At 69.8% G+C, this 18,551-nt stretch carries 16 protein-coding genes and 1 riboswitch; of the genes, 3 read left to right on the top strand and 13 right to left on the bottom strand.

Going from position 1 to position 18,551, the window contains the following annotated elements; translation table 11 throughout:
* Nucleotides 1–35: 35 nt before the first annotated feature.
* Together ACFQ7Q_RS34295 and ACFQ7Q_RS34290 are read right to left on the bottom strand one after the other, a co-directional pair.
* A complete protein-coding gene (locus ACFQ7Q_RS34295; RefSeq protein ID WP_383562111.1) occupies nucleotides 36–833 on the bottom strand; it encodes a CPBP family intramembrane glutamic endopeptidase in 798 nt (265 codons plus the stop codon).
* 393 nt (nucleotides 834–1,226) lie between these two features.
* Nucleotides 1,227–2,726 carry a glutamate-cysteine ligase family protein gene (locus ACFQ7Q_RS34290; protein WP_383562109.1) on the bottom strand — a complete coding sequence of 500 codons (1,500 nt, stop codon included), beginning with the start codon at nucleotides 2,724–2,726 and terminating at the stop codon, nucleotides 1,227–1,229.
* Nucleotides 2,727–3,203: 477 nt separating this feature from the next.
* On the opposite strand from ACFQ7Q_RS34290, the gene ACFQ7Q_RS34285 reads away from it, so the two are divergent.
* Together ACFQ7Q_RS34285 and ACFQ7Q_RS34280 are read left to right on the top strand one after the other, a co-directional pair.
* Nucleotides 3,204–3,803: a hypothetical protein gene (locus tag ACFQ7Q_RS34285; RefSeq protein ID WP_383562107.1), complete on the top strand. Its 600-nt coding sequence runs from the start codon at nucleotides 3,204–3,206 to the stop codon at nucleotides 3,801–3,803.
* Between the two features lie 336 nt (nucleotides 3,804–4,139).
* On the top strand, nucleotides 4,140–4,346 hold the full coding sequence (locus ACFQ7Q_RS34280; protein WP_383562105.1) for a DUF5999 family protein: 207 nt from the start codon (nucleotides 4,140–4,142) through the stop codon (nucleotides 4,344–4,346).
* A gap of 132 nt (nucleotides 4,347–4,478) precedes the next feature.
* Here the strand turns inward: ACFQ7Q_RS34280 and gcvP are convergent, their stop codons facing one another.
* Nucleotides 4,479–7,364 carry an aminomethyl-transferring glycine dehydrogenase gene (gene gcvP, locus ACFQ7Q_RS34275; protein ID WP_383562103.1) on the bottom strand — a complete coding sequence of 962 codons (2,886 nt, stop codon included), beginning with the start codon at nucleotides 7,362–7,364 and terminating at the stop codon, nucleotides 4,479–4,481.
* A gap of 180 nt (nucleotides 7,365–7,544) precedes the next feature.
* A riboswitch (glycine riboswitch) is annotated at nucleotides 7,545–7,643 on the bottom strand.
* A gap of 113 nt (nucleotides 7,644–7,756) precedes the next feature.
* Here gcvP and ACFQ7Q_RS34270 point away from each other — a divergent pair.
* Complete coding sequence (locus ACFQ7Q_RS34270) at nucleotides 7,757–8,122, top strand: PRC-barrel domain-containing protein (protein WP_383562101.1); 366 nt, start codon at nucleotides 7,757–7,759, stop codon at nucleotides 8,120–8,122.
* A gap of 93 nt (nucleotides 8,123–8,215) precedes the next feature.
* Here ACFQ7Q_RS34270 and ACFQ7Q_RS34265 read toward each other — a convergent pair whose 3' ends face one another.
* From ACFQ7Q_RS34265 to ACFQ7Q_RS34220, 10 genes are all read right to left on the bottom strand, one after another.
* Nucleotides 8,216–9,595: a DNA polymerase IV gene (locus ACFQ7Q_RS34265; RefSeq protein ID WP_383562099.1), complete on the bottom strand. Its 1,380-nt coding sequence runs from the start codon at nucleotides 9,593–9,595 to the stop codon at nucleotides 8,216–8,218.
* Between the two features lie 186 nt (nucleotides 9,596–9,781).
* Entirely contained in the window at nucleotides 9,782–10,411 is a 630-nt protein-coding gene (locus ACFQ7Q_RS34260) for a MerR family transcriptional regulator (RefSeq protein ID WP_383562097.1), read from the bottom strand.
* Between the two features lie 218 nt (nucleotides 10,412–10,629).
* A complete protein-coding gene (locus tag ACFQ7Q_RS34255) occupies nucleotides 10,630–11,103 on the bottom strand; it encodes a bifunctional nuclease family protein (protein ID WP_026281837.1) in 474 nt (157 codons plus the stop codon).
* Nucleotides 11,104–11,156: 53 nt separating this feature from the next.
* On the bottom strand, nucleotides 11,157–11,900 hold the full coding sequence (locus ACFQ7Q_RS34250; protein WP_383562095.1) for a MerR family transcriptional regulator: 744 nt from the start codon (nucleotides 11,898–11,900) through the stop codon (nucleotides 11,157–11,159).
* Between the two features lie 29 nt (nucleotides 11,901–11,929).
* The gene (locus tag ACFQ7Q_RS34245) at nucleotides 11,930–12,871 is read right to left on the bottom strand and encodes an FHA domain-containing protein (RefSeq protein ID WP_383562113.1); all 942 of its coding nucleotides are present in this window, start codon (nucleotides 12,869–12,871) and stop codon (nucleotides 11,930–11,932) included.
* An 82-nt stretch (nucleotides 12,872–12,953) separates the two neighbouring features.
* Nucleotides 12,954–13,769 (bottom strand): DUF881 domain-containing protein, encoded by an 816-nt coding sequence (locus ACFQ7Q_RS34240; protein ID WP_383562093.1) that lies wholly within the window; start codon nucleotides 13,767–13,769, stop codon nucleotides 12,954–12,956.
* A 5-nt stretch (nucleotides 13,770–13,774) separates the two neighbouring features.
* The gene (locus tag ACFQ7Q_RS34235) at nucleotides 13,775–14,107 is read right to left on the bottom strand and encodes a small basic family protein (protein ID WP_015032176.1); all 333 of its coding nucleotides are present in this window, start codon (nucleotides 14,105–14,107) and stop codon (nucleotides 13,775–13,777) included.
* A complete protein-coding gene (locus ACFQ7Q_RS34230; protein ID WP_383562091.1) occupies nucleotides 14,104–15,033 on the bottom strand; it encodes a DUF881 domain-containing protein in 930 nt (309 codons plus the stop codon). Before ACFQ7Q_RS34230 ends, ACFQ7Q_RS34235 begins: the two co-directional genes overlap by 4 nt.
* Nucleotides 15,034–15,133: 100 nt before the next feature.
* On the bottom strand, nucleotides 15,134–17,629 hold the full coding sequence (locus tag ACFQ7Q_RS34225; protein ID WP_383562089.1) for a sugar phosphate nucleotidyltransferase: 2,496 nt from the start codon (nucleotides 17,627–17,629) through the stop codon (nucleotides 15,134–15,136).
* A gap of 115 nt (nucleotides 17,630–17,744) precedes the next feature.
* On the bottom strand, nucleotides 17,745–18,353 hold the full coding sequence (locus ACFQ7Q_RS34220) for a CDP-alcohol phosphatidyltransferase family protein (protein ID WP_376446678.1): 609 nt from the start codon (nucleotides 18,351–18,353) through the stop codon (nucleotides 17,745–17,747).
* Between the last annotated feature and the right edge of the window lie 198 nt (nucleotides 18,354–18,551).

Here is an 18,551-nt window from a genome sequence, read left to right as displayed (position 1 = left end):
GCCGTCGCCGTACGCCCCTTCCGCAGCTCTCCCGTCTAGATGGTGGGCAGCCAGTCCACCTTCCCCGCCAGCAGTCCGTAGCCGACGAAGGCCACGATGTCGAGCAGCGCGTGCGCCACGACGAGCGGACCCACCCGCCCCCAGCGGCGGTAGAGCAGCACGAAGACCACGCCCATCACGACGTTGCCGACGAACCCCCCGACCCCCTGGTACAGGTGGTACGAACCGCGCAGCACCGAGCTCGCCACCAGCGCGGCCATGGGCGTCCAGCCCAACTGCCCGAGGCGTCGCAGCAGATAGCCGACGACGATGACCTCCTCCAGTACGGAGTTCTGGATCGCCGACAGGATCAGGACGGGGTACTTCCACCACACCTCCGGCAGCGACTCCGGCACCACGGTCAGATTGAAGCCGGTGGCCCGCGCCCCCAGGTAGAAGGCGAGGCCGGCGCTGCCGATCACGGCGGCGACCAGCGCGCCCCGCCCGAGGTCCGGCCAGGGCCGGGTGCGGTCGAAGCCGATCGCCCGCAGCCCGGAGCCCTCCCGCATCAGCAGATGCGCCACGAGCAGGACCGGCATCAGCGCGGTGGCGATGCCGAAGAGCTGCCAGGCCAGATCGAGCCAGGGCCGTCCGGGGGCGAACGAGCCGTTGAGCATCGCCGCCTGCTCCTTCAGTCCGCCGGACTTGGTCAGCGCACCGACGAAGCTGATGAAGGACGACACCGCGCTCGCACCGAGCGAGAGCCCCAGGACGATCAGGGTCTCGGACCGCAGGATCCGGCGCGGCAGGCCGTCGGGAGGAAGAGAATCGGCGACCACTCGTTGCTCCGACACCACACCTGTCTCCACTTCCCCATCGCGTTCCGGGTACGGAGATCATGCGCGAAATGCCGACCCGGGCGCCATTCCGGGGACCACGAGACTTCCGCCCGACACCAAACATGGGCGCCGCGCCGGGGCCGGCGGACCCCTGCTGGACAGCGGCTTGAGCGCCGTCCCGGGGCTCGGCGACCGCCTGCTGGATGCAGGCCCGGGCGTCGGGGCCTTCCGCCCGACACCGGCCCGAACGCCGTCCCGGGGCTCGGCGGACCCCTGCTGGACAGCGGCTTGGGCGCCGTCCCGGGGGCCGCGAGACTTCTGCCCCGTACCGGCCCGGGCGTCGGCGGACTCCCGCTCGACACCGGCCCGGGCGCCGTCCCGGGACCTCTCGGGTGGCTCGGCGGATCCCTATGCGATGCCCAGGGGCCACCGGTGCACCGGTTCGCCGCCGTGCATCAGCTCCGCGTACCGGCGCGTCGTCGCCGCCAGGGCCGCCTCGCGGTCGAGGCCGGACTCCCGTGCCCGGCGGAAGGTCTCGGCCTGCCAGGACGCACCGTTGACCCGGCCCCGGCAGCGCTCCTCGATCACGCCGAGATAGAAGTCGCGGTCGGCCGGCTCGACGTGCCAGGCGTCGAGCCCCGACGCGGCCAGCGGCAGCAGCTCGTCGAGGACGAGACGCACCGCGGACACCGTGGAGACCCCGCCCGAGCGCCCCGGCCGGGGCCAGCGCAGCTCCGCCTCGATCCCGTGACGACAGGCGACGTCGAAGTTCGCGGCGGCGTCCTCGAACGCCAGCCTCTTCCACACGGGCCGGGGCTCCTCGGCCAGCGCCCGCACCAGCCCGTAGTAGAACGCCGCGTTGGCGACGACGTCGGTGACCGTCGGTCCGGCCGGCAACACCCGGTTCTCCACGCGCAGATGCGGGACCCCGTCCACCCAGCCGTAGACCGGCCGGTTCCAGCGGTAGACCGTTCCGTTGTGCAGGACGAGCTCCTGCAGGCGCGGCACCCCGCCCTGGTCGAGGACGAGCAGCGGGTCCTCCTCGTCGCAGATCGGCAGCAGCGGGGGGAAGTACCGCAGGTTCTCCTCGAACAGGTCGTACGCCGAATCCACCCACCGCTCCCCGAACCACGTGCGCGGCCGGACCCCCTGCGCCTGGAGCTCCGGCGGTCGGGTGTCCGTGGCCTGCTGGAACAGCGGCGGCCGGGACTCGCGCCAGAGCTCCCGGCCGAAGAGGAACGGCGAGTTGGCGCCGACGGCGATCTGGACCGCCGCCACGGCCTGGGCCGCGTTCCACACCGCGGCGAACCGGGCCGGGGTGACCTGGAGGTGCAACTGCACGGAGGTGCAGGCCGCCTCGGGCACGATCGACGTGGACGTGCAGGTGAGCCGCTCGACCCCCTGGATGTCGAGGCTGAAATCCTCGCCCCGGGCGGCGACGATCTGATCGTTGAGCAGGGTGTACCGGTCGACGGCCGAGAGGTTCTCGAAGACGAGATCATTCTGCGAGAGCGTCGGCAGAATTCCGATCATGACGACGCCGGCGTCGACCTCGCGGGCCTTGCGGTCGGCATATCCCAGACCGGTCCTCAACTCCTCCGCGAGCCGGTCGAATACGCGGCCGCCGAGACGGTGCGGAGCGATGTTCACTTCGAGGTTGAACATTCCGAGCTCCGTCTGGAAATCCGAGCTCGCGATGCGCTCCAGGACCTCCGCATTCACCATCCGCGGCATACCGTCCACGCCCGCGAGATTGAGTTCGATCTCCAGGCCCATCAGATTCCGCGGACGGTCGAACCTCTTCTCCGCCAGGAGCCTCGCGAGCCCCGCCAGGCACTGCTGGAGCTTCCTGCGGTATCTCTGCCGATCGGACAGGTCGAACCCGTCTGCCACGACCTTCTCCCCCATGGAAGCGTCCCTCCCCGATTGGGCGGCCACGGCGACGGCCGCGCGCGTCACGGACGATGATGCCCAGCCGACTGATCCATAACGCCTGCGAAGTCACCCCACCGCCAGGTAGGCTGGATTGAGCAATCATCCGGCACATCCCGGGGTCACTCGGCAAAGGACATATTCCCCCGGCATAAGCACGGAAAGCATGGGGTCGATATTCGGCCGTCCGCAGCGGCGACGAAGCCGCAGGCAGACGAAGTACCCTCGCGGCAAATGCTGCGAATCACCCCTGGAACAAGGCCTGATGACGCCTTGCTCGCAATATCGGCGACCGCTAGCGGAAACAACGTGTGAACACGTCTCGTATAAACTCCGCGAACGAGGCAGAGTGTTGGCGCCCGGCCATGACTTCATGGCCCCTCTCCGGCAGCCCACAGCGCCGTCGTACCTGCCCACGCATCACCGTGTCTCCTGAGTGAGAGGCGACCCACCATGCTCCGACCCTCCCCGGCCCCCGCGCCGGCCCTGCGCAGCGTCCTCACGGCCCTCGGTTCCCCCACCGCCGTCCGCGAGGCCCGAACTCCCGCCCTCCGGGCCGCCCAAGGGCCTCTGAGCCCCGAGCTGCCCCTGCCCGTCCATGTCCTCGACGTGCGGGACCAGGTCGTCCCGTCAGGGCAGGCGCCGCGCACGCGGCTCGTCGGCTGGCGCTTCCTGATCCGGGGCACCGACCGTGCCGTCGCCGCCGCCGACACCATGCTCACGCCCGACGGCTGGTCCTTCTCGCACTTCTTCGAGGGTCCGTACGTCACCGCCACCGAACGCGCCCTGCTCCAGGCCGAGACGCTGCCCACGACGTACCAGCCGCGCCTGCTGTCCGTACCGGAGCTGTACATGCTGACGCTGTGGCTCCACGGAGACACGGAGGCCGACGGGGCGTCCGCCTCGCCCGCACCGGCCGACCTCCTGATCCCCCTCGCCCCCGCGCCACCCGGCATCGCCTCCCACCGTCCGCACCGCGTCGCCGACCTGCTGCCCGTCCTGACGATGCGCCTCGCCCCGCCGCCGCTGTTCGGCACTCCGGCGCCGGCCTGAACCACCGCACCCGAAGCTCGTCCGCAGCGCGCACGCCCCGCGACCACCCGGTTCGCGGGGCGCCGCGCTGCCCGAACGCCACCGTCGAACACCCTGCCCCGTACGGACTAGCCCGCCAGGACTACTCCGAACCATCCGAAGAGACCGCCCAGTTGAGTTGAACCGCCCGCGCGGGTGATACGTCTTCATGCAGTAGGAAGAGCTGCCGTGAAATACCTGCGGATCGACGTCCGTAGGGGAACACTGGACCAACCGAACCGACAACGGGGGGCGGCCATGAGCACCGCATCGAGCCGCAGGACGACAGACACCACGACGCAGCGAAAGAACCCATCCATGTGCCAGCACCAGCCTGCCTGTCCCACCGCCCACTCCGCCGACCGGGAGGCGGCACGACTGATGGCGCACCACCCGGAGCAGGGCTGGAGCCTGCTGTGCAACGGGGTCCTGCTCTTCGAGGACACCGGTGAACTGCTGCCGGACGGCCAGATCATCGCCCCGCACCGCCCGCTGACGGCGGGCCGGGTGACGACCGCCGCCTGACGACAGGGCACGTCGGGCACCACACCGTACGAGGGAACACGCAAGGGCCGGCCCGGAGAACTCTCCGAACCGGCCCTGACTCATGCCCGGTTGCCGACGGCGCTCAGCTGGTGCTCACGCCCGCGCCCGTGCTCAGTTGTCGTACTCGTCCAGCGGCGGGCAGGAGCAGACCAGGTTGCGGTCACCGAACGCACCGTCGATCCGGCGGACCGGCGGCCAGTACTTGTCGGCGGCCGAGACACCGGCCGGGAAGACCGCCTCGTCACGGGTGTACGCGTGGTTCCACTCGCCGCCCAGCGCCGCCGCGGTGTGCGGGGCGTTGCGCAGCGGGTTGTCGTCCGCCGGCCATTCGCCCGACGCGACCTTCTCGATCTCGTTCCGGATCGCGATCATCGTGTCGCAGAAGCGGTCGAGCTCGGTGAGGTCCTCGGACTCGGTCGGCTCGATCATCAGGGTGCCGGCCACCGGGAACGACATCGTCGGCGCGTGGAAGCCGTAGTCGATCAGACGCTTGGCGATGTCGTCGACGCTGACGCCGGTCGACTTGGAGAGCGGGCGCAGGTCGACGATGCACTCGTGGGCGACCAGGCCGGCCGGACCGGTGTAGAGCACCGGGTAGTGCGGCTCCAGGCGCTTGGCGATGTAGTTCGCCGCGAGGACGGCCACCTGCGTGGCGCGCTTGAGGCCCTCGCCACCCATCAGACGCACGTACGACCACGAGATCGGCAGGATGCCGGCCGAGCCCCACGGGGCGGCCGAGATCGGGCCGACGCCCGTCTCCGGGCCGGCGGAGGGCTGCAGCGGGTGGTTCGGCAGGTACGGCGCGAGGTGCGCGCGCACACCGACCGGGCCGACGCCCGGGCCGCCGCCGCCGTGAGGGATGCAGAAGGTCTTGTGCAGGTTCAGGTGCGAGACGTCGCCGCCGAACTTGCCCGGCTTGGCCAGGCCGACCAGCGCGTTGAGGTTGGCGCCGTCGACGTACACCTGGCCGCCGGCGTCGTGGACCTCGGCGCAGATGTCGGCGACGTGCTCCTCGAACACGCCGTGCGTGGACGGGTAGGTGATCATCAGCACGGAGAGCTCGTCGCGGTACTGCTCGATCTTGGCGCGCAGGTCCGCGACGTCGACCTCGCCGTCGTCGGCGGTCTTGACGACGACGACCTTCATGCCGGCCATGACCGCGGAGGCGGCGTTGGTGCCGTGCGCGGACGACGGGATGAGGCAGACGGTGCGCTGCTCGTCGCCATTGGCGCGGTGGTAGGCGCGGACGGCCAGCAGACCGGCCAGCTCGCCCTGCGAACCGGCGTTCGGCTGGATCGACACCTTGTCGTAGCCGGTGACCTCGGCGAGACGCTCCTCCAGCTCGGTGATGAGCGTGAGGTAGCCCTGCGCCTGCTCGACCGGGGCGAAGGGGTGGATCTGCCCGAACTCGGGCCAGGTCACCGGCTCCATCTCGGTGGTCGCGTTCAGCTTCATGGTGCAGGAGCCGAGCGGGATCATGCCGCGGTCGAGCGCGTAGTCGCGGTCGGCGAGCTTGCGCAGGTAGCGCAGCATCGACGTCTCGGAGCGGTGCGCGTGGAAGACCGGGTGGGTGAGGTAGGCGTCCGAGCGCAGCAGCCCGGCGGGCACCGCGTCCTCGGTGGCTGCGTCCAGGGCCTCGATGTCGGCGTCGACGCCGAAGGCGGCCCACACGGCGGCGAGCTGGGCGCGCCCGGTGGTCTCGTCGCAGGAGATCGACACGTGGTCGGCGTCGACGAGGTACAGGTTGACGCCCGTCTCGCGGGCGGCGGCGACGGCCTCGGCGGCCTTGCCGGGCACCCGGACGGTGAGGGTGTCGAAGAAGTCGCCGTGGACGACCTCGACACCGCCGGCCTTCAGGCCCGCGGCGAGGATCGCCGCGTACCGGTGGGTGCGCTGCGCGATGCCCTTGAGGCCGTCGGGGCCGTGGTAGACGGCGTACATGCCGGCCATGACGGCGAGCAGCACCTGCGCGGTACAGATGTTGCTGGTGGCCTTCTCACGGCGGATGTGCTGCTCGCGGGTCTGCAGGGCCAGGCGGTAGGCCCGGTTGCCGTCGGCGTCGACGGAGACGCCCACGAGGCGGCCCGGCAGGGAGCGGGCGTGCTTGTCCTGGACGGCCATGTAGCCGGCGTGCGGTCCACCGAAGCCCATCGGGACACCGAAGCGCTGGGTGGTACCGACGGCGATGTCGGCTCCGAGCGCACCGGGCGAGGTGAGCAGGGTCAGCGCGAGCAGGTCGGCGGCGACGGTGACGATCGCGCCGAGCTCGTGAGCGGCGTCGATCAGCGGCTTGATGTCGCGGACGGCACCGGAGGCGCCCGGGTACTGGACGAGCACACCGAAGACGCCGCGCTCGGCGATCTCGGCGGGAATGCCCTCGGACAGATCCGCGACGACGACCTCGACACCGGTCGGCTCGGCGCGGGTCTCGATGACGGCGATGGTCTGCGGCAGGGCGTCGGCGTCCACGAGGAAGACACCGTTCTTGACCTTGCCGACGCGGCGGGAGAGCGACATGGCCTCGGCGGCCGCGGTGCCCTCGTCGAGGAGGGAGGCGCCGGAGGTGGGCAGACCGGTGAGGTCGGCGACCATGGTCTGGAAGTTGAGCAGCGCCTCCAGACGGCCCTGCGAGATCTCCGGCTGGTAGGGCGTGTACGCCGTGTACCAGGCCGGGTTCTCCATGACGTTGCGGAGGATCACCGGCGGGGTGAAGGTGCCGTAGTAACCGAGGCCGATCATCGGTGCGAGGACCTGGTTGCGGTCGGCGAGCTCACGCAGCTCGGCGAGGACCTCGGCCTCGGTACGAGCGGAGGGCAGACCGAGCGCCTCGGCGTTCTTGATCACGTCCGGCACGGCGGCGGCCGTGAGCTCGTCGAGGGAGCCGTAGCCGACCTGCGCGAGCATCTTGGCCCGTGCTTCGGCGTCGGGCCCGATGTGCCGCTGCTCGAACGGGATGCCCTGTTCGAGTTCGGAGAGCGGAATGCGGTTGGCGGTCATGTACGGAGGCCTCCTGGTCGTCACGACCTGCGAGGGGCACCAACGGCGCGGGTGCCCGGACGGCCTCCCCCTCTGTCATCTCAACCTGAGAGTTTCACCGGCACGCCGAAGGGGCTCGCCGGCTTTCACCGTCGGTGAGAGCGGATGCCGTCGGACGTCCGCCCTGCTTTCCAGAGTGACCTCGTCCGTGCGGTACAGGGGCCTGAGAGATTCCGGGGAGGATTTGCTCCTTCGGCGCCTCCGAAAGGTTTCTCCGGAGGACTCTCCCGCACAGGGTCGACAGCCACAGCCAGCCTACCAGCGAGGTTCCGGAAGCCATCGCTCAAGTGGCCGACATCCCAGATGTGCACTTTCGTAGTCTTTGTAGAGCAGTGCGACCCGTTGGAGGGACCGTGCAGACCGACATCGATCCGCGCAGCCTGATCGGCCGCAAGGCGTACGACCGCGATGGACACAAGATCGGCACCGTGGACGAGGTGTACCTGGACGACGCCACCGGCGTCCCCGAGTGGGCCGCGGTCCGCACAGGCCTCTTCAGCCGGGACGCGTTCGTCCCCCTGGAGCCGAGCGAGCTGGCCAAGGACGGCCTGCACATCCCGTACGACCGATCCCTGATCAAGGACGCCCCGGACTTCGGCGTGGGCCGCCACCTCTCCCCCGAACAGGAGCTCCAGCTCTACCGCCACTACAACATCTCGCTCCCCCCACCGCCCCCGGACCGGGACTTCGGCCGCCTGGCAGGCCAAGAGGAAAGCTGACGCCCCCACCACCGGCCGCGCGGCCCCTGACCGACCCCCGCCGCCCGAGGGGCCCCTGACCGACTCCGCGCCGCCCAAACCGAACGCCGAAGCTCAGGGGGAGGGTGGGAGCGATATGCCCGGGCGAAGGGCGGGCGTACCCCCCACCAGCGGCAGGGGCTCCCCCGCCTCCAGCTCCGGGTCGTCCACGAGAAAAGTCCGTACCCGCCCCGGCGCCGACCCGGGCTCCTCGAAGCGCACGGTGACCCGCCCCACCCCGCTCCCCTGCACCCACCCGGCGCCGTACACCGCGTGCCGTACGTCATGCCCGGGCGACCAGCGCCGCTCGACGGGAGCCTCCGGTTCCGGGGTCGCCTCCACGGGTGAAGCCTCCCCTGCTCCCTCCGCCGGCTCCGCCGCCTCCGCCGCCTGCGCGAACAGGTCCTCCTGCGTGTAGTCCGCGAGCCCGCTCACCCCCACACCGAGCAGCCGGACCCCGCCCGTCGTGTCGACCCCCTCGAGCAGCCGGCCCGCGGCCTCCCGCACCACCACCGTGTCGTCCGTCGGCCCTCGCAGCGTCTCGGAACGCGTCAGCGTCGAGAAGTCGAACCGCCGCACCTTGAGCACGATCGTCCGCCCCGAGTGTCCCGACGCCCGCAGCCTCCCCACGCATCGCTCGGCGAGCCGCTCCACCTCCGTCCGGATCCGCACCCGGTCATGGAGATCCACGTCGAAGGTGTCCTCCACCGACACCGACTTCGTGTCCCTCTCGGCCACCACGGGCCGATCGTCGTACCCCTGGGCCATGAGGTACAGAGACCCCCCGTGCGCCCGCCCAAGGAGCCGTACAAGCTCGTCCTCGCCCGCTTCCGCGAGATCCGACACCGTCGTCATCCCGGCCCGCCGCAGGTGCTCCCCGGTGGCCGGCCCGACGCCCGGCAGGATCCGCACCGACTTCGGCCCCAGCAGCTCCCGCTCGGTCCCCGGCTCGATCAGCACCAGCCCGTCCGGCTTCGCCTCCTCCGAGGCGATCTTCGCCAGCATCTTGGACCCGGCGAGCCCCACCGACCCCGTCAGCCCGGTCGTGGCGAGGATGTCCTTGCGCAGCCGCTCACCGGCCTCCCGCGCGCTCTGGCTGTCGTCGGCCACACCCCCGGCCTCCAGGTCCACGAAGGCCTCGTCCAGGCTCAGCGGCTCCACGAGCGGCGACAGCCGCCCCAACAGCTCCATGACCTGCTCGCTGATCCCCCGGTAGAAGCCGAAGCGCGGCACGAGATAGGCGGCGTTGGGCGCCCGCCGGCGAGCCTGCGCCATCGGCATGGCGGAGTGCACCCCGAAGCGCCGCGCCTCGTACGAAGCGGTGGCGACGACCCCGCGCGGGCCCAGCCCTCCGACCACCACCGGTTTCCCGCGCAGACTCGGTTTCGCCGCCTGCTCGGCGGCGGCGAAGAAGGCATCCATGTCCAGATGCAGAATCGTCGGCGCGGCTCTCACATATCCGATGCTGCCCTACGCCACTGACATTCGACCCGCACACACGTACGGGCGCGTCGAAACCCGCCCGACACTCCCGTCGCGCTCCCCCGCGCCGGACCGACCAGCCGACGCGGACGCCCACGCCGAGCGCGGATCGTCGCCCGGACGGCTTGTCGCCGACGGCCGGAAGAGTCCGGCCGACGCTCAGACCGCCCGGTCCCGCCGACGCCGCGCGAGCTCGTCACCCGGGTTGTGGCCGATCAGCGTCTCACCGGTGTCGACGCGCTCCCCGTGCAGCTGCGAGAGCGCCGCCTCCACATCGCGCCAGACCACGCCCACCGCGATCCCGAAGACGCCCTGCCCGCCCTGGAGCAGGTCGACGACCTCGTCCGGCGAGGAGCACTCGTAGACCGTGGCCCCGTCGCTCATCAACGTCATGCGCTCCAGGTCTCGGAAGCCACGTGCACGCAGGTGCTGCACGGCGGCCCGGATGTTCTGAAGCGCGACCCCGGTGTCCAGGAACCGCTTGACGATCTTGAGAACGACGACGTCCCGAAAGCTGTACAGCCGCTGCGTCCCGGATCCGTACGCGGGCCGCACGCTCGGCTCCACGAGCCCGGTGCGCGCCCAGTAGTCCAGCTGGCGATAGGTGATTCCCGCAGCCGCACACGCCGTCGGACCGCGGTAGCCCACCACGTCCGTCCCGGATGCCGCAGCCGGGCCCGCACTCACGTCCGTACCGAAGTCGCCCACACTGCCGTGAAGCGGATACGGACCGTTCTCCCCGGGCGCATGCCCGAGAGAGCCCCCTGCCGTACCGTCGCCGCTGCTCATCACGCCGACCCTCCGTCCTTGACCTGCCCACACGAAGGTAGGCAGTCACTCGGGGTGCGTCAACGATCGCCACACTCGGCACGCCGAGTGATAATCACCCTGAGAGTGGTTTCCCGTGTCTCTCTCCGGGGAAAGGCTACTCGAATGCCCTGACCGCACCCGGCGCGCGACGGCCGGTGGCCGGCCCATGGCCGGCCCGCCTCAGTGGCTGTTGGACCTCACTGGCTGCTGGACCCGAAGTCCTCGGGGGAGATCTGGTCGAGGAACTCGCGGAACTTCTCCACCTCGTCCTCCTGCTCGTCCGGAATCGCGATACCGGCGTCGTCGAGCACACCGTCACTGCCGTAGATCGGCGTTCCGGTCCGCAGGGCGAGCGCTATCGCGTCGGAGGGCCTGGCGCTCACCTCGACGCCGCTGGCAAAGACCAGCTCCGCGTAGAAGACGCCTTCACGGAGGTCGGTGATGCGGACCTCCGTGAGCTCCTGGCCCACGGCTTCAAGGACATCCTTGAAGAGGTCGTGCGTCAGCGGCCGGGCGGGGGCCATGCCCTGCTGGGCGAAGGCGATCGCGGTCGCCTCACCCGGTCCGATCCAGATGGGGAGGTACCGATCGCCTCCCACTTCACGCAGGAGCACGATCGGCTGGTTGGAGGGCATTTCCACCCGGACACCCACAACGTCGAGCTCGTTCACACAGCAACCCTAGGACGTGCTCGACCGGTTTGGGTAGTCGGGCCCCCACAAGATCACTGAAGTCGGAGCCCCAGAGCGGTCTGGACCAGTGCCGCATGCAGCCGGACGGACAGCCCGGCGAGCTCCTTCGCGGTGGCCTCGGCATGTGCTCTGGTCTGCGGGTTACGGTGCCGGCGCAGCGGCGCGACCACCTGTTCGACCAGACCCGCCTCCCGGTCGGCGGCCGCTTTGACCGCCCTGAGGTGTCGCGGTTCCAGACCGAATCTCCCCAGATCCGCGACAAGTCTGGCGACCGTGACGGTCTCGGCGTCATAGCCGCCCCCGGCTCCCGCGGCGATGAGCCCGTACGACTCCCACTCCGCGAGCTCCTCCTCGCTCACCTCCGCGGCGGCGAGCAGCTCGGCCCGCCCCACCCGCGCGGCGGTCGGACGGTCGCCTTCCGGTTCCCAGGCCCCGTCGAGCAGATCCCGCTGCGGGCTGGGGGACGGGAGCTTCACCTGCTCGCCCCGGGCGAGGGCGTCGAGATGCTCCCGGATGACCTTCAGCGGAAGATAGTGGTCCCGCTGCATCCGCAGGATCTGGGCGAGCCGCTCCACGTCCTGCACGCTGAACTTCCGGTACCCGGAGGCGGTCCGCCGGGGCTCGACGAGCCCCTCGGCCTCCAGGAACCGGATCTTGGAAATGGTGACTTCGGGAAACTCGTCACGCAGTTGGTTCAGCACCGTCCCGATGCTGACCAGCCGGTCGCCCGCGGTGGCGGTGCCGAGTCCGGCACCGCCCGTCGGTGTTCGCAGCATGGACCTTCCCTGAAGACTTCCCGGAGGCGTCACACGCCCCGCTGGCTCGAGTAGAAGACCAGCCGGTACTTGCCGATCTGCACCTCGTCGCCGTTGGACAGAACCACCGACTCGATCGGCTCACGGTTCACGTACGTGCCGTTGAGGCTGCCGACGTCGGCGACGGTGAAGCTGCCGTCCTGCGCCCGCCGGAACTCGACGTGGCGCCGCGACACGGTGAAGTCGTCGAGGAAGATGTCGCTCTGCGGGTGACGGCCGGCCGTGGTCAGCTCGCTGTCCAGCAGGAAGCGGCTGCCCGAGTTCGGACCGCGACGCACGACGAGCAGGGCCGATCCGGCCGGCAGGGCCTCGACGGCCGCCAGGGCCTCGGGCGAGAGGGACGGCATGGCCGTCTGACCGGTGACCTCGGCGTCGTACGCCTCAAGGCCCGAGATCGAGATCGTCGACGTCGTCTCGGACGCGCGCTCCACGGGCGCCCCGCCCCGCAGCGGCGTGCCGCAGTGGGAGCAGAAGCGGCTGTCCGCGGTGTTGCGGTGACCGCACCTCGTACACACCGGCATGGACGCATCCTCCTGCCGCGGCTGACCCGCGGAGGTCTGGGTCGCATACGGATCGGGGGTGAACCCTCCACCCGTACTTGAGGTTGATGGTTCCCCGAAACCTATGCGCCCGGCACCGGCAGGGTCAACAGACGACGCGCCGTGCGCGCCCGCGACATCCTCGCCCTGGCCGCCGACCTCATCACGGAACAGCGGACGCTCGCCGCCCTGTTCCTCGCTCTGGGCATGGCGCGGCGCGCGGTGCTTGGCGTTGCCGCCATCCTCGCGTGCGCTCTTGCCGAACAACTTCGCAAAAAAACTCACGGGCGATTCCCCTTGACCGAAACAGACCCGCCCGTGGGGCAGGACGAACCCTGAATGAACACACCTGCCGACCCGGACACCTTCACAACGTCCGTATCCTCCGGACAGTTTCCACCACGCACCACGCTTGTGATGCGGCGACCCCCCGCAACGACTCCCCCTTGTCGCGCGACCGCCATGCACCCCCGCCTCACTGCGAGGACGACTGAGCGTAGTCAGGCCGCTTCGCAGGTCGCAAGGCATCCACGACGATCTTCTCGGACTTGGCCACGGTCGCCGTGGCCTGCTCCTTCTCCAGTGTCTGAATGACTCCACCGGGGATGTTGAGCGCCGGCTCGAGATCCTCGGGCTTGCCGATGACCTTGAAGACGTACGGAGCGGTCACCTTCGTTCCATCGATCTCTATATCGCCGCCCGCACCGGAGAAGTAACTGTCCGCGACCACCCGTACGTCGTTGATCTGGATCGCCTCCGCGCCCGCGGCGCGCAGCTCCTGGATCGCGTCGAGCAGCATGTCCGACTCGACCGCCGCCGCCGCGCCCGCGACGGTCAACGTGATGCCCGGACCCTCGGCGGCGACCGTACCGGCCAGGATGCCGAGCTGCTGCTCCTTCTCCTGGGTCTGCTTGCGGGCCTCCTCCGCCTGGTCCGAGCTGGACTCCAGCTCGGAACGCTGGTTCTCCAGGCGCGCCTTCTCGTCCTCCAGGCGCTGCGTACGGTCGTCGAGCTCGTCGAGGATCCGGACCAGGTCCTCCTGACGGGCGCCGCGCAGCGCACTGTTGTCGCTGGTGGAACGGACCTGGATGGCGAGACCCAGACCGAGGACGAACAGCAGCAGGGCGACGATGAGTTGGGCCCGGCTCACCCGCGGCGGCCACAGCCCCGCGGCCAGCCGCTGCCGGCCGGTCAGCTGCTTCCCGGACTCGGCGGGCGCGGCGGGGGTCGCCGGCGTCGCCTTGCCGTCGTCCGGGTTCTCGGGCGTCTCGGGGTGCACGTCGTTGCTCATCGGCGTCACGCCCGGAACACGTGCCGCCGGATGGCGGCGGCGTTGGAGAAGATGCGGATGCCGAGCACGACGACGACACCGGTCGACAGCTGCGCGCCCACGCCCAGCTTGTCGCCGAGGAAGACGATCAGCGCGGCCACCACCACGTTCGACAGGAAGGAGACCACGAAGACCTTGTCGACGAAGATGCCGTCGAGCATGGCACGCAGGCCACCGAAGACCGCGTCGAGGGCGGCGACCACGGCGATCGGAAGATAGGGCTCGACCACCGCCGGAACCTCGGGCCGGACCAACAGTCCGACCACCACTCCCACGATCAGGCCCAGTACGGCGATCAAGATGTGCCCTTCCCTGTGTCGGCCGTGGCCTGCCCGGTGGGCTTGGCGGCCCCGGCTCCCCTCGGCTCTGCTGTACGTACGATCAGGCTCGGCGCTGCTGGCAGACGCACGTCCGCCTCGGCCGAGATGCTGGTGCGGATCCCGAAGTTCTCCTGCAGCGCATGCAGGTACTGGCCGTCGGCGCTGTCCTGGAACGCGGTGCTCAGCCGCTGCCCGTCCCCCACCGCGAGCACCGTGTACGGCGGCACCAGCGGCTTGTTGTCGACCAGTATGGCGTCGCCCGCCGCCCGGATCGCCGACAGCGACGTCAGCCGCTGGCCATTGATCGCAACGGCCTCGGCGCCCGACTGCCACAGCCCGTTGACGACCCGCTGCATGTCACGGTCGCGGACCCGGCCCGTGTCGGAGAACCCGCTGTTCTCCCGGGGACCACCGCCACCCTGCTCGGTGTCCTTGGCGTCGTCGACGACGAGCTTCACACCCGGACCGTGCACCGGGGTCGCCCCCGACAGCAGCGCCACCAGCTCGGCCTGGTCACCGCCGTGCTGCTCCAGCGCCGCGCGCTGCCGCTCGCCGACCTCGGCGCGGATCCGCTCGACGTCCTGCTCCAGCTTGTCGGCAGCGTCGGTCTCCGCGTCGATCCGGCCGATGAGCTCCTGCCGCTCCTTGGCGACGACCGGCGCGGAGATCCGCGCCTCGGCGGCACCCACCGTCACCACCGCGGCGGCGAGCACCAGGCCGGCCGCCAGACCGAGCTTGGCCCGCAGCGTCCGCGGCAGCCCGCCGCCCTCCGCCTCACGCCGGGCCGAAGCCTCCGCGTAACCGTCGTCGAGCGCGTGGTCGATCACGTTGTTCAGCAGCGACATGGATGCGTCCGGACGCGGGGGCTGCGATCCGGTGCTCCGAACGGGGGGCTGCTGCGACATGCCGAACATCGTCGCACGTCGGGGGTGCTACCGCCGAATGGCCCCACCGATGTGCCGGGAGGCGCCCGAAGAACACCTCCCGACACATCCGCCCCAACCGTCAGTGACCTGCGCTCTCGACCACGTTCGACCACTCGTCGAGCAGCGCCTGCGCGGAGGAGTCGTCCGGCCCCTCGGCCCACAGATGGGTGACGGCCTCGGCCGGGTCGGGCAGCACCATCACCCAGCGACCGTCCGCCTCCACGACCCGTACCCCGTCGGTGGTGTCCACCGACCGGTCCCCGGCCGCCTCCACGACCCGGCGCATCACGAGCCCCTTCACGGCCCACGGCGTCGCGACGTCCCGCCGCAGGACATGCGCCCGCGGGATACGGGCATCGATCTGGCTCAGCGTGAGCTGCGTCCGCGCCACCAGCCCGATGAGCCGCACGAACGCCGCGGCACCGTCGAAGACGCTGCTGAACTCGGGAATGATGAACCCGCCCCGACCGTCGCCGCCGAAGATCGTGGACTCCTCGCGCCCGACCCTCGTCAGATCGTCGGGCGAGGTCGTCGTCCACTCCACCTGCGTCCCGTGGTACGCGGCGACCTGCTCGGCGATCCTCGTGGTCGTCACGGGCAGAGCCACCCGCCCCGAGCGCCGCTCGGCCGCCACCAGGTCGAGCATCACCAGGAGCGAACGGTCGTCCTCGATGATCCGGCCCCGCTCGTCGACGAGCGACAGCCGCTCGCCCACCGGGTCGAACCGCACCCCGAACGCGGCCCGCGCCGACGCGACGATCTCCCCGAGCCGCACGAGCCCGGCCCGCCTGGTCTCCGCCGACTCCGTGGGCCTCGACTCGTCGAGGCCCACGTTGATCGTCAGCGAGTCCACCTGCAGCCGGCCGAGGAGGCTCGGCAGAACGAGCCCCGCGCTGCCGTTGGAGGCGTCCACGACGACCTTCAGACCCGCCTCGGCGATTCCGGAGGTATCCACGTTCCGCAGCAGCGAGCCGGTGTACGAGTCGAAGACGCTCGCCGGGAAGGAGAGGTCACCGATCTCGCCCGGGAACGCCCGCCGATACTCCTGACGTGCGAAGACCCGGTCCAGCTTGCGCTGCCCGGCCTGCGACAGATCCGCACCCCGCTCGTCGAAGAACATGATGTCCACGGAGTCCGGCACACCGGGCGAGGTCCGCAGCATGATCCCGCCGGCGCTTCCCCGCGCGGTCTGCTGCCGCGCCACCGGCAGCGGCACGTTCTCCAGGTCGCGTACGTCGATGGCACTGGCCTGGAGCGCCGAGATCACCGCCCGCTTCAGCGCGCGGGCACCCCTGGAGTGGTCACGCGCCGTGGTGACGGTCGATCCCTTCTTCAGCGTCGTGGCGTACGCCCCCGCGAGCCGTACGGCCAGCTCGGGCGTGATCTCCACGTTCAGGATTCCGGAGACCCCGCGCGCCCCGAAGAGATGGGCCTGGCCGCGGGACTCCCAGATGACCGAGGTGTTGACGAAGGCGCCTGCCTCGATGGTCTTGAAGGGGTAGACCCGGACGTTCCCCTGAACGATCGATTCCTCGCCGACGAGGCACTCGTCGCCGATGACCGCGCCGTCCTCGATCCGGGCGGCCCGCATGATGTCGGTGTTCTTCCCGATCACACAGCCGCGCAGATTGCTCTGCTGCCCGATGTAGACGTTGTCGTGGATGACGGCCTTGTGAAGGAACGCGCCGCTCTTGACGACCACGTTCGAGCCGATGACGGTGTGCTCGCGGATCTCGGCTCCCGCCTCGACCTTCGCGTAGTCACCGATGTACAGCGGCCCCCGGAGGACGGCGTCCGGAGAGACCTCCGCGCCTTCCGCGACCCACACTCCGGGCGAGATCTCGAAGCCGTCGAGTTCGACCTGGACCTTTCCTTCGAGTACGTCGGCCTGTGCCTTGACGTAGCTCTCGTGGGTACCGACGTCCTCCCAGTAGCCCTCGGCGACATAGCCGTAGATCGGCTTGCCTTCCTTCATGAGCTGCGGGAAGACATCACCCGACCAGTCGACGGAGGTGTCGGCCTCGACGTAGTCGAAGACCTCGGGCTCCATCACGTAGATGCCCGTGTTCACCGTGTCCGAGAAGACCTGGCCCCAGGTCGGCTTCTCGAGAAAGCGCTCGACCTGTCCTTCCTCGTCGACGATCGTGATGCCGAATTCCAGCGGATTCGGCACACGCGTCAGACAGACGGTGACGAGGGCGCCCTTCTCTTTGTGGAAGGCGATCAGATCGGTGAGGTCGAAATCGGTGAGTGCGTCTCCCGAGATGACGAGGAAGGCGTCGTCCTTCAGCGCTTCCTCGGCGTTCTTCACACTCCCCGCGGTGCCGAGAGGTTTCTCCTCGTTGGCGTACGTGAGCTCCATTCCGAGCTCCTCGCCGTCACCGAAGTAGTTCCTGACGAGCGAGGCGAGAAACTGCACGGTGACGACGGTCTCGTTGAGACCGTGCCTCTTGAGCAGTCGCAGGACGTGCTCCATGATCGGCCGGTTGGCGACCGGCAGGAGAGGCTTGGGCATGCTCGAGGTCATCGGGCGAAGTCGGGTTCCTTCGCCACCGGCCATCACGACGGCCTTCATGTCGGAAGCGTCCTCCTTGAAGAGACGACGGTCCTGCCGACTTCACCAGTCCTTCAGTGGCCCTAGGGCGTCCTCGTTCATGCCGGCGACGTTGCACGGCACAGGACAGACGGGCTCAATCGGCCGCGGTATCCGCCTTGACGAGTCGACGGACCTGGACCACGTAGAGGATCCCTGCCCACCAATACAGAGTTGTACCCCATCCTGCGAAGGCCCACCCGAAAACTTCGGCGAGTGACGAAAGCCAGCCCGTTCCGTCACTCAGCAGCAGCAAGGGGAACGCGTACATCAAGTTGAATGTCGCAGCTTTCCCGAGGAAGTTCACCTGCGGCGGAGGATAGCCGTGGCGGCGGAGGATACCCACCATCACCAGCAGCATCAACTCGCGGGCGAAAAGGGCGAGGGTCAGCCAGAGTGGCAGGATCTCCCGCCAGGTGAGGCCCACGAGGGTGGAAACGATGTACAGCCGGTCGGCGGCGGGGTCGAGGAGCCGGCCCAGGCTGCTGACCTGGTTCCAGCGCCGGGCGAGCTTACCGTCGAGATAGTCGCTGACGCCGCTGAGCATCAACACCAACAAGGCCCAGCCATCGCTGTTCGGACCGCCGAACACGGGTCGCAGAATCAGCCACAGGAAGAGCGGCACGCCGACGAGGCGAGCCATGCTCAGGATGTTGGGGATGGTGAGGACCCGGTCCGTCTGAACGCGAGTCTCCTGGACCTCCACCCGGGGGCCTCCTGTGGGAACGTGCCAATGATGCCCCCTGACCTTACCCTCAGCCATGACGGGACCGTACACAGGGGTCGGTTGCCCCCTGAACGCAAAAATGCCTCAACCCCCGGACGGAGTCCGGGGGTTGAGGCTAAAAATTGTTCGGCGGCGTCCTACTCTCCCACAGGGTCCCCCCTGCAGTACCATCGGCGC

Origin of the sequence: Streptomyces sp. NPDC056527, assembly GCF_042794475.1 — a bacterium.
GTDB lineage: Bacteria > Actinomycetota > Actinomycetes > Streptomycetales > Streptomycetaceae > Streptomyces.
This window is presented reverse-complemented; position numbering and strand designations above follow the sequence as displayed.

Coding starts and splice junctions, on each gene's coding strand:
- ACFQ7Q_RS34260 (WP_383562097.1), bottom strand. CDS start 10,411: ATGAGCAGCGGCGACGGTACGGCAGGGGGCTCTCTCGGGCATGCGCCC.
- ACFQ7Q_RS34240 (WP_383562093.1), bottom strand. CDS start 13,769: ATGAGCAACGACGTGCACCCCGAGACGCCCGAGAACCCGGACGACGGC.
- ACFQ7Q_RS34280 (WP_383562105.1), top strand. CDS start 4,140: ATGTGCCAGCACCAGCCTGCCTGTCCCACCGCCCACTCCGCCGACCGG.
- ACFQ7Q_RS34290 (WP_383562109.1), bottom strand. CDS start 2,726: ATGGGGGAGAAGGTCGTGGCAGACGGGTTCGACCTGTCCGATCGGCAG.
- ACFQ7Q_RS34230 (WP_383562091.1), bottom strand. CDS start 15,033: ATGTCGCAGCAGCCCCCCGTTCGGAGCACCGGATCGCAGCCCCCGCGT.
- gcvP (WP_383562103.1), bottom strand. CDS start 7,364: ATGACCGCCAACCGCATTCCGCTCTCCGAACTCGAACAGGGCATCCCG.
- ACFQ7Q_RS34285 (WP_383562107.1), top strand. CDS start 3,204: ATGCTCCGACCCTCCCCGGCCCCCGCGCCGGCCCTGCGCAGCGTCCTC.
- ACFQ7Q_RS34225 (WP_383562089.1), bottom strand. CDS start 17,629: ATGAAGGCCGTCGTGATGGCCGGTGGCGAAGGAACCCGACTTCGCCCG.
- ACFQ7Q_RS34250 (WP_383562095.1), bottom strand. CDS start 11,900: ATGCTGCGAACACCGACGGGCGGTGCCGGACTCGGCACCGCCACCGCG.